Source organism: Streptococcus suis (assembly GCF_019794555.1).
Lineage (GTDB): Bacteria > Bacillota > Bacilli > Lactobacillales > Streptococcaceae > Streptococcus > Streptococcus suis_AB.
Genome location: NZ_JAIMEP010000042.1, coordinates 1 through 12,691, shown reverse-complemented (window position 1 = coordinate 12,691; position 12,691 = coordinate 1). Strand labels below are relative to the sequence as shown.

The 12,691-nt window shown below is 42.8% G+C and carries 1 protein-coding gene; it reads right to left on the bottom strand.

What is annotated here, in order from left to right; genetic code table 11:
• Positions 1-804: 804 nt before the first annotated feature.
• The gene (locus tag K6V48_RS10935; protein WP_222369686.1) at positions 805-11,925 is read right to left on the bottom strand and encodes a mucin-binding protein; all 11,121 of its coding nucleotides are present in this window, start codon (positions 11,923-11,925) and stop codon (positions 805-807) included.
• Between the last annotated feature and the right edge of the window lie 766 nt (positions 11,926-12,691).

Here is a 12,691-nt window from a genome sequence, read left to right as displayed (position 1 = left end):
TTAAATGAGGTAATCGATAAACTTGAAGAGGTTATTCAAACCTTAACTGCTTATCAACTCAAATCAATTGTACATAGAGACTGGACTTCCGCTATTTTTGATTTTAACTGAGTATAAGTGTGAAATACAGACATATTTGTATTCAAAACGCAAACGTTTGCTTGATTGTAGCATTTTCTTGTAACAAATTCAAACTTGTAATGTTTTACCTATTTTCATTGTTACGCCTTTTGCGTACATGTTTTCTTGGTTTTTTCCTCTTTTTTTCATTTGATTTGCAAAGAAATTAGTTACCGGTAACATTTTTTGTATGCGTTTCCATTTTAGTGCTAAGAACTAAGACTTTAGCACTGATTTACCATGAAGAAAATAAAAAGAAAATCTACAAATAGAAAAATGTGGTTTCAAAGTCTGCTTCAGAAAATTTTTCTATACACTTTGTTATTGGGTGGTTTCAGACAATCTCTCCAAGACTATTTGAATTCGCTACTTTTCGATAGTCAGGCCTTGAAGTTGCTATTAGGTTCACCTGTGTAGCGCGCAAAGAGAACTTTCACACCTCAGATGTACGACATACTCTTCGTACACAAAAAAAGAGAAGACCGTTTGGTCTTCTCTTGATGTCTAGTTATCCTCAACTCATTAGCTAACGTTGAGGATAAATGACTCATTCAACGTATTCCACTTTTGCTAATGAAATAGGTGTTTCTATCAAATTACCATGCTATAGAACATAGGAAGAATACTAAGGAGATAAAGAACGGTTATTGAAAACATTAAGAAAGGTACAATAAATCTATTAGTTTAGATGTCATCTTCTTTTTTCTTTTTTTTCAACATTGCCAAACCTAATCCAGCTAGTGCAACTCCAATTGCAAAAATTGAACTGCTGCCTTCCTGACCAGTATTAGGAAGTACTTTAGCTTTAGATAGACTTGGTTTCTCAGTTGACTCCTCAACATTTTTCACTTGTTCAGTTGGTACATGGTTTGCTGGTGTTGTTGGTTTTGCCTGATCAGGGGTTGGTACAGGTTTCGGATCCACATTTGGATTAGGTTGTGTATTCTGTGTATACACTACAATCACTGTGCTGTCCACACTATCCGCATCCACTGTCAAGGCAGGGACGTTTGCTAGATTTGGTGTGTAGCCATCGATCACTGGAGAATCTACCGCATCCAATTCTGCATCAGCTGAAGTCCAATCTCCGTATGTTACCTCACCAGTCACCATATTCACTGTCGCTGTACGAGTGAAAGTTGCTGTTTGGGTGACAGTCGCTGAAGCTTCTTGTCCATTTTCATCAATATACTTGTACTCAATCGTACGAGTCACTGTGCGAGTCAATTCAAGCGTCGAGCCATCTTTTGGATTGGTTGGGTTTTCAGGTGTAATTGGAACAACTTTCTGACGAAGAGTTACTGTGAAGTTTTGGTCCACATTGCCATCTTTGTCATAAACACTGTCTGCTGGATAACCATCTGTTACCAACTCGTAACCTTGCTCTTCCAAGGCCTTGATACGATCCGCAGTTGTGTAGCCAATTGGACTACCTGAATCGCCTGAAACCTTATCAACAGTAATCACTTGACCTGTTGCTTCATCCACATAGCTGATTGTCGCTGTTTGTGTTTCTGGTTTCTCAGGTGTTTCAGGTGTATTCTGTGTATACACTACAATCACTGTGCTGTCCACACTATCCGCATCCACTGTCAAGGCAGGAACGTTAGCCATGTTTGGTGTGTAGCCATCGATCACTGGGGAATCTACCGCATCCAATTCTGCATCAGCTGAAGTCCAGTCTGTGTACACTACTTCACCTGTCACCATGTTTACTGTCGCAGTACGGGTGAAGGTTGCTGTTTGGGTTACAGTCGCTGAAGCTTCTTGACCATTTTCATCAATGTACTTGTACTCAATCGTACGAGTCACTGTGCGAGTCAATTCAAGCGTTGAGCCATCTTTTGGATTGGTTGGGTTTTCAGGTGTAATTGGAACAACTTTCTGACGAAGAGTTACTGTGAAGTTTTGATCCACATTGCCATCCTTGTCATAGACACTGTCTGTTGGGTAACCATCTGTCACCAACTCGTAACCTTGTTCTTCCAATGCTTTGATTCGGTCTTCAGTGGTGTAGCCAATTGGACTATCCGTATTACCTGTGACTTCATCCACAGTGATTGTCTCACCGGTTGTTTCATTGATATAGGTGATGGTTGCCTTTTGAGTATCTGGAGTATAGATAACCACTACTGACTGATCTTCTGTAGCCGCATCCACTGTCAAGGCAGGAACGTTAGCCATGTTTGGTGTGTAACCATCAATAGCTGGAGAAACTACCGCATCCAATTCCGCATCTTCTGATGTCCAATCTCCGTATGTTACCTCACCAGTCACCATATTCACTGTCGCTGTGCGAGTGAAGGTTGCTGTTTGGGTTACAGTCGCAGATGCTTCTTGACCATTCTCGTCGATGTACTTGTACTCGATGGTACGAGTTATCGTGCGAGTCAATTCAAGGGTTGAGCCATCTTTCGGATTAGTTGGGTCTGTTGGATCTACAGGTACTTGTTTTTGACGAAGGGTTACTGTGAAGTTTTGGTCCACATTACCATCTTTGTCATAGACACTGTCTGTTGGGTAACCATCTGTTACCAACTCGTAACCTTGCTCTTCCAAGGCCTTGATACGATCCGAAGTTGTGTAACCAATTGGACTATCCGTATCACCTGTTACTTCATCCACAGTGATGGTCTCACCAGTCGTTTCATCCACATAGCTGATAGTAGCTTTTTGAGTATCTGGAGTATAGATAACTACTACTGACTGATCTTCTGTAGCCGCATCCACTGTCAAGGCAGGGACATTAGCCATGTTTGGAGTGTATCCATCAATAGCTGGAGAAACTACCGCATCCAATTCCGCATCTTCTGATGTCCATTCACCGTAAGTCACTTCACCAGTTACCATATTAACAGTAGCTGTTCTAGTGAAGGTCGCTGTTTGGGTTACTGTCGCTGAAGCTTCTTGACCATTCTCGTCGATGTACTTGTACTCAATGGTACGTGTCACAGTTTGTGCCAACTCAAGCGTAGAACCATCCTTAGGATTAGTTGGGTCTGTTGGATCAACTGGTACTTGTTTTTGACGTAGGGTTACTGTGAAGTTTTGGTCCACATTGCCATCCTTGTCATAGACACTGTCTGCTGGATAACCATCTGTCACTAATTCATAGCCTTGTTCTTCTAGGGCTTTGATTCGGTCTTCAGTGGTATAACCAATTGGACTATCCGTATCACCAGTCACTTCATCCACAGTGATGGTCTCACCGGTTGTTTCATCGATATAAGTGATGGTTGCCTTTTGAGTATCTGGCGTATAGATAACAACCACTGTTTGGTTCTCAGTATCCGCATCTACAGTCAAGGCAGGGACATTTGCTAGATTTGGAGTATAGCCTTGGATAGCAGGTGAATCTACTGCATCCAACTCAGCATCTTCTGATGTCCATTCATCGTAAGTCACTTCACCAGTTACCATGTTTACAGTAGCTGTTCTAGTGAAGGTCGCTGTCTGGGTTACAGTCGCTGAAGCTTCTTGACCATTTTCATCAATGTACTTGTACTCAATGGTACGTGTTACTGTACGCGTCAACTCAAGCGTTGAGCCATCTTTCGGATTGGTTGGATTATCTGGAGTGACTGGAACAACTTTCTGACGAAGGGTTACTGTGAAGTTTTGGTCCACATTGCCATCTTTGTCATAGACACTGTCTGCTGGATAACCATCTGACACTAATTCATAGCCTTGTTCTTCTAGAGCTTTGATTCGGTCTTCAGTGGTGTAGCCAATTGGACTATCCGTATTACCTGTGACTTCATCCACAGTGATGGTCTCACCGGTCGTTTCATCCACATAGCTGATAGTAGCTTTTTGAGTATCTGGAGTATAGATAACTACTACTGACTGATCTTCTGTAGCCGCATCCACTGTCAAGGCAGGGACGTTAGCCATGTTTGGAGTGTATCCATCAATAACAGGGGAATCTACCGCATCCAATTCTGCATCTTCTGATGTCCATTCACCGTAAGTCACTTCACCAGTCACCATATTCACTGTCGCCGTGCGAGTGAAGGTTGCTGTTTGGGTTACAGTTGCGGATGCTTCTTGACCATTCTCATCGATGTACTTGTACTCGATGGTACGTGTCACAGTTTGTGTCAACTCAAGCGTAGAACCATCCTTAGGATTAGTTGGGTCTGTTGGATCAACTGGTACTTGTTTCTGACGAAGAGTTACAGTGAAGTTTTGGTCCACATTGCCATCTTTGTCATAGACACTGTCTGCTGGATAGCCATCTGTTACCAACTCGTAACCTTGCTCTTCTAAGGCTTTGATTCGGTCTTCAGTGGTGTAACCGATTGGACTATCCGTATCACCAGTCACTTCATCCACAGTGATGGTCTCACCGGTTGTTTCATCGATATAAGTGATGGTTGCCTTTTGAGTATCTGGAGTATAGATAACAACCACTGTTTGGTTCTCAGTATCCGCATCTACGGTCAAGGCAGGAACATTTGCTAGATTTGGAGTATAGCCTTGGATAGCAGGGGAATCTACCGCATCCAATTCTGCATCTTCTGATGTCCATTCACCGTAAGTCACTTCACCAGTCACCATATTCACTGTCGCCGTGCGAGTGAAGGTAGCTGTTTGGGTTACAGTTGCGGAAGCTTCTTGACCGTTCTCGTCGATATACTTGTACTCAATGGTACGCGTTACTGTGCGAGTCAATTCAAGGGTTGAACCATCCTTAGGATTGGTTGGGTCAGTTGGATCTACTGGGACTTGTTTCTGACGAAGGGTTACTGTGAAGTTTTGGTCCACATTGCCATCTTTGTCATAAACACTGTCTGCTGGATAACCATCTGTTACCAACTCGTAACCAATAGACTCATAGTAAGCAATCTTCTCTTCTGTTGAGTAGCCAATTGTTTGGTCAGTTACCCCAGATAAGTTTTCAGTGTGTAGTGTAGTACCTGATGTTTCATCTATAAAGTCAACACTTGCTTTTTGTACATCTGGTGTATAAACGACGATGGTGTTGAGGCTAGATTGATTAGGCGTCACTTGAACTGAGTCCACAACCAACTGGCTAGCAGTATAACCAGGGATTTCTGGTGATGTTACTGCATCAAGGATTGGATTTTCAGAAGTCCAGTCTGTATAAACCACTTTCCCTGTCACCATATCCACTGTCGCGGTACGGGTGAAGGTTGCAGTTTGAGTAACTGTCGCTGACGCTTCTGTACCAGCTTCTGTCAAGTACTTGTACTCGATGGTACGAGTAACTGTTTTTGTCAAGTTCAATTCCTGACCAGTTTTTGGATTGATTGGATTATCAGGAGTAACTGGATTGATGATGTGCTCTAGAACAACTTGGTATTCTTGAAGAACATTGCCATCTTTATCATAGACAGGTGCATCTGGATAATCGTTTGATACCAAGCGGTAGCCGATTGATTCGTAGTAGGCGATGCGATCTGTTGTAGTGTAATCAATCGCTTCATCAGATAGACCAGTCAAGTCACTCGTTTCAAGGACACGGCCAGAGGTTTGATCATAATAGGTCACACGCGCTTTTTGTTGGTCAGCATTATAGATAACCACTGTATGGATGTCGGATTGGTTTGGATCCACTGTCATGGCTGGAATGCTAGACAAGTTTGGTGTATAACCCTCAATCGCTGGGGAATCCACTTGTGCGAGATCTGCACTTTCAGTCTCCCATGCTGCATAGGTCACTTGGCCTGTCACCATATCTACTGTAGCAGTACGGGTGAAGGTAACTGTTTGTGTGACTGTTGCAGAAGCTTCCTCACCATTTTCAGTGAAGTACTTGTATTCAATCGTACGTGTTACCGTGCGAGATAATTCAAGTGTAGAACCGTCTTTTGGATTGGTTGGATTATCTGGAGTAACAGGTGTCACGATATGTTTAAGGACAACTTGAAACTCTTGTGTTACATTGCCATCCTTATCGTAGATAGCATCAGTTGGGTAGTTATCAGATACCAATTCATAGCCAATTGACTTATAGTAAGCAATCCGGTCTGCCGTTGTGTAACCGATAGCTGCGTCTGTTTCACCTGTTAGATTGGTAATTTCAAGAGTCGCACCAGTCGTTTCATCAGTATAGGTCACGCTTGCTTTTTGAACGTCTGGTGTGTAAATAACTACTACAGACTGATCTTCTGTGTCGGCGTTGACTGTCAAGGCAGGGACATTGGTCATATTTGGTGTGTAACCTTGGATAGCTGGAGAATCTACTCTATCCAATTCCGCATCTTCTGAGGTCCACTCAGTATAAGTTACTTTCCCTGTCACCTTGTCCACTGTCGCTGTACGAGTAAAGGTTGCGGTTTGAGTAACTGTCGCTGATGCTTCTGCACCATTTTCATCAATGTACTTGTACTCAATAGTACGGGTAACAGTACGGGATAATTCAACTGGCGCATTGGTGTCTGGATCAACAGTGTCAGGCGTTGCTGGCTCAATCTTATGACGGAGAACGACTACGTAATCTTGCGAGTTGCCGTCGATGTTGTCATAAATAGCATTGGTAGGGTAATTATCAGAGACAAACTCATAGCCGAGTGACTCGTAGTCGGCAATCGTTTTTGCTGTTGAGTAGCCAATCGCTGCATCTGTTACACCTGTTAAGACTTCTACTTCACCAAGGGTTTCGCCAGTTGTCTCATCTTTATAAGTCACGGTAGCCACTTGCTCGTTTGGTGTGTAAATGACCAGGACATTACTATTAGCGCTATCCGCATCTACTGTCAAGGCAGGAACATTAGTTACATCCGCAGTGTATCCATTAATAACTGGTGAGTCTACTGCATCCAATTCCGCATCTTCTGAGGTCCATTCAGTGTAAGTGACTTCCCCTGTCACCTTGTCCACTGTTGCAGTACGGGTAAAGGTTGCGGTTTGATTAACTGTCGCTGATGCTTCTGCACCATTCTCGTCAATGTACTTGTACTCAATAGTACGGGTAACAGTACGGGATAATTCAACTGGTGCCTTGGTTTTTGGATCGACTGTATCTGGAGTGACTGGCTCAATGATATGCTTAAGGACAACTTGATAGTCTTGAGAGTTACCATCGATGTTGTCATAGACTGCACCGGTAGGATAGTTGTCAGATACGAATTCATAGCCAATTGACTTATAGTAAGTAATCCGATCTGCAGTAGTGTAGCCAATCGGTGCATCTGTTACACCTTTAAGGTCTTTCACTTCAAGCTTTGCGCCGGTTGTTTCATCGATGTAAGTGACAGTAGCCACTTGCTCGTTTGGTGTATAGACGATGACAGCAATCCCAATAGACTCACCTGGGACAGCTCTGACAGCACTCTCCGTCAAACGATTAGCCGTGTAACCTGAAATGATAGGAGAAACAACTTCTGGCATCACAGCATTATCTGTTGTCCACTCACCATAGACGATTTCACCTGTTACTAAGTTTACGGTAGCAGTTCGAGTGAAAATAACAGTCTGTACAACTGGATCTGCAGCTACTTCACCTGTGACAGTCAGATATCGATACTCAATGGCACGTGATTGAACCAATTCAGTTACAAGGGTTCCAACTGTATCTGGCCATAGAGGCGAGTTTGGATCAGTTGGATCTACTGGCTCACCTGGTACTGCTCCGTCTGGAATGTCCACCACACGTTGACGCAATTCGATAGTAAATGGCTGATCAACAGTCGCATTGGTATCATATTTCGTTGTGTCTGTATAATTGTTGGATACCAACTCATAGCCTTGTTTCAAGTAGTCATTGATACGAGTTGTAGTGTCGTAGGCGATATCTTGACCTGATCCACCAGTTTCAGAATCTACTGCTCCGAGTTGAACTGGCTTAGCAGCATCCGTCACATCTTTATAAGTAAAGGTAGCTGTTTGTGGTACCAACTTGTAGACATGGGTGATAACTTGTGGTGTCTCTGAATAAGTACCTTTATTCGGCGCAGAGGTCGGATCCGTCTCAACATAGACATAAGGAAGGCCGTCTGTACCTGTGATGTTGGTTGGGTAGTAAGTCGCCTGATTAGAAGCATCGTAGTCAGACTTAATATCATTTTTCAAGACTTTTTCAGTCGCGATGACTTCGCCTGTTTCATTGACATACTTGACAGTCACCGTGCCATCTGCAATCTCTCTGGCCATCTCGATCAAGACGTTGTTTGACTCGATGTAGGCTGCAGTCCCAACAGATGATGCAGACGATAGATAAGCCTTCTCGCCTTGCAAAGCGTCACCGCCGATGACAGCATTGCCGATGTAGAAATCAACACCGGATGATGGTGCCACTGGTCCAGTTGCAACAAACTTAACAGCGGTAATCGTTGACCAGTCTGTGACTTGATCAGCACTTAACCAAGTACCGGCTTCCATTTGTACTGAAGTTCCGGCAACTGTGGTATAGACAGCTTCCCAGCCTGCTGGAGGGGTTACTGCTTCTGTCAAATAAACTGAGAATTGAGAATTACGGTTTTTAGTCGCTGCATCTAACTGCTTGTCTCCTGTACGAGGAAGTGATGTGATCACTGTTACATCTGCTAACTCCTGAGGTGATACGTTTTCATAGGTGACCTTGAAGTCAACTATATTTTGTGCCTCGTTATTGTTGGTGTTAAAGCCAAACCCTGTAGCAGTATCCGGTTTGACCTGAGAGATGACACCAGAAGCTTCAGAAGCGTTCAAGGTTACCGTAAAGGTACGAGTCGTAGAGTTTTCGGTTGTAATATTGATGCCATTGATCGGGGCAGTCAGGTCAATCCCGTCTGTAGGTTTAAAACCTGGATCGCTTTCCGCCCAAAAACCAATCGTTAAGACTTCATAGGTACCATTTGGTACAAAGTTGTTGGCAATTTGTACAACGTTTTGATTAATTGGATCGGTCGTGCCAGTCACTGGCAGAGTCTCATAATAGAGATCTTTGCCGGTATTGTTCCAGTTATATATAACTTGTAAGTTAGGATTGAACCCTAGTTTTAACTCTGGATCCACCAGGTAAGCCTGGTAGAGCTCCCCAGGATAGGCTGCAGTTTGCATTTCATTGAAGTCATTAGCCTTATTCGTTTTTGTATTAGTCACACTGTAAGCTTGTACGAATCCAGACCCCCCCGTACGAAGGTTCCAAGTATAATTAGTAGGGGAATCTTTCATAAGTACGTTATAAACGATCCGCTCAAGGACTGTCGACCTGGTTTGACTAGTATCTACTGTTCCCTCATCATTTTGCAAAGTAGCCGTTGTAGAAGAAGTCAATGAAGTGATCGAGGAATCCTTGTAAATCGTAGACCAATCAGAGAAGAAGGTATCCTCCCTCATCGAATAAACAGAAGTATTCTGCGTATTGGTTGAATCTTTTTCCAACTCCATGTTGATAAATTCATAGCGGAGGGTCTTGACCTGTAAGGCTTCATCAATAGTAAAGGCTTTTGAAACATTGGTCTTATCAAAAGTATGAAGGAGATTACCAGTCGCATCATCATAGACCTGGATGCTGCCGCCTTCTTCAATGTCTTTTGTGGTCGGAATACTACCAATAGATACATAATTGAAAAACTCGTTGTCATTATTGGTTGTGATACGAATACTATAGTCAGTCATATCTACAGGTACGTCCGTCGCCACATGGCTTGCAAGACCTACGTTTGTATAGTAGTATGCTCGCCCATAGGATTTAAGAATTTCCGAATCTCCATTACCATGAATACTATGAGTCAAGTAAATATCACCATCAGTGATTTCTGCTGTTGGAATGATGACGTTGTAATTCACCGCTCGAGTATTGGAATAGGTCGTGCCGTCTTCCTTGGTATAGCTACCAGTCACGGAGATCGACCTATTATTCGTAATGGTCGCCGCTGAGGTGCCGTCCACAATATCCAAGATGAGGGGAACAAAGTTATAGGTATTGTTATTTAGGTTAGAGGCCGAATCTCCAGGGATAGGATTGTTAGCACGGTCTGCAGATAGGTGGTAGCCCGTCGCATCTTCATACCAGCCTGCAGCTATGGATTCGGCCGACAAAGTCGTTCCTGGGACTAGGGAGACATCATAGGTATAAGAAGTGACTGCATCAATGGCAGCAGCACCGACACCAGAATTACCAAGTCCATTGACCATCCGACCATCAAAAACACCGGTACCTGGGGAGAAGAAGTCATTGGAAACAGATGTCCCGTCTTCCCTCAAGACTCCTGTGTGGACAAAGAAATTAAGCTGTCCTGCTCCAGCATCAACCAAGCCATCCTTATTTTTATCATAACCAACCACTTGCCTATCAGACATTCGCGTTCCGATATTGGCAGCGTTGTAAGCTTCCATAAAATTATGGGTAGTAGATCCAAGGTTTTTGACCAAAAGACCGTCTTGATCGTAAAAATTTGAAGTGGTGATAATATTGAAGTCGTTGTCATTCAGGTCATCGACCACATTTCCCCAGTTGTCAACCGACTTGAAACTATAGGCAAACTTAAGAGAATAATAGGCACCGCCGTTAAGCCCTGACGGACTAAAAGTGTATTTGATGAGCGCATCGTTGCCGTCATATGACACAGTCGCTGTCACACCTGATAATGGAGATGGCGTTACTCTCAGCGATGACCCATTGGTGATTCTCACCTCTAGGTAACCACCAGAGTAATTTGCCGCATCCCCTGAAATATCCAAAACGGTCGTTTGGTTAACAGTGTCAGTCACCTTGAGGTTGCTTGTCGCAGACTGGGGAGTGATTGAACCTGATACTGTACCTGAAGTATTTGGACTGGTCGCAACTGCACGAGTCCCTGAACCTTCTTCCACTGCTGCAGCAAGTGTTTTACGGACAGCATTAGCTGTTACAGTAATCGGAACAGATACAACTACACTTGTGCCATCCGTATAGGTCACAAGGATACTTGCTGAAGTCATTCCAAATGTTGGCTGACTTACATAGGTAATTGATGCATCAGCAGCCACAAGCTCACTAGAGTTTGCAATCAAAGTGCTTGCTGCTGGAACTTCTTGCCATGAGAATGTAGCAGACTCAACTGGTTCTGCTGTAGGGTTTGTTGTTGCAAGTGCACCATCAAGGAGCGATGTTTCACTCGATACTGACGACTCAGATGCAGTTGTAGCAGCCACATCCGAAGCTGCAGTTGCTGTTTCAGTAGTTGCAGTTGCCACGCCTGCTGAAGTTGCAGTATCGGCAGTTGCTGTGCCTGTTGTACTTGAAGATGATGCATCTGTGGCTTCAGTTGCTACTTCCGTTGTATTAGTAGCCGCAGTATTAGTAGCCGCAGTTGATGTATCTGTTGTACTTGAAGAAGCTGTGTCTGTAGTTACAGCTGCCACTTCTACTGTATTTGAAGTAGTTGTTTCAGTAGCTGCTTGAACAGCAGACTGATCAGTAACCGTTACAGGAACAGCAACCGTTTTGCTGTTACCATCTGCATAAGTAACTAGGATATTGGCTACCGTATCACCTGCAACAGGACTTGTTGTATATGAAATCGTTGCGCCTGATGCCTGTAATTCCGTTGCGTTTGCAATCAATGTGCTTGCCTCAGGAATCGCTGAAACATCAAACGAACCCCCTTCCACAATGAGGGGTTCTATATTTACTGTAATTTTTGAAACAGCTGAACTATCTGTTGTAGTTTCTGTAGTTACTGTCGTTGATGATAAAGAAGACGATGCTGTATCAGCACTAGAACTACTTGTTTCTGCGGCAGAAACAACTGTACTAGCCCCTAAAGTAAGCATTGTAATACCTGTAATCACACCATATTGTCCGTAAGAAACTAGGTTTTTATAAACCTTACTCTTACGTTTCTTAAAAATGTCACGTCTATTTAAATGCATAATTACTCCTGTATTTTTTATTATGTCCGTATAAGTATAGCGTAACTATACGACAATACCTGTGAATATTCTATAATAAAATCTGTTTATTATCCAATATAATGATTTATATTTTAGCTATAATCTATATAATACAATAATATATTAACCACACAATATATACTGACTATATACTAACCCCCACAAAACTACCAAGTATGCATATCAAAAAACTAAAAAAATACAAACATTTTAAGCTTTGACAAGAAGTAATTAAGAATTCATTACAGTTTTTTATTTGTACATATTTCCACAAAAATATCGCTAAAACAACAGACATATCCGAATGACACCATTTAGACTCTTCTCAAATCAAAATCAGACGTTGTTGACTTGATTTGATGAGAGTGGGAAGAACTCGACCAGTCTAAAAGAGTTCGTCAACAAAGTCTTTATTTCTCTTTGTTGAGCTAAAACAGTCTATCCCCAGACCGTGACTGAAGTGAGCTGACTACCATCAGCCTATATATTCTACTTCAAAAGTAAGCGCCCCATAACAAGGTACCTATCCAATCGTTCACTCCTCCAGTATACTGTAATTAAAAAACTGGAGGATTTTTTATGTCACAACCCATCGTCCCATTGACTGTTCCCAAATCGCGACGTTTTGAAAAGAAAAGCAGAAATGAGATCCTGATGAAGATTCGTCTCGAAAAAGTAGAACTCACTTTCTTTCACTCTATCAACCAAGAGGTATTGGAAACAATCTTGGATAAGGTACTGTTCT

What these genes read in the sequence shown, in the direction of transcription:
- K6V48_RS10935 (WP_222369686.1), bottom strand. Translation starts at nt 11,925, where the DNA reads ATGCATTTAAATAGACGTGACATTTTTAAGAAACGTAAGAGTAAGGTT.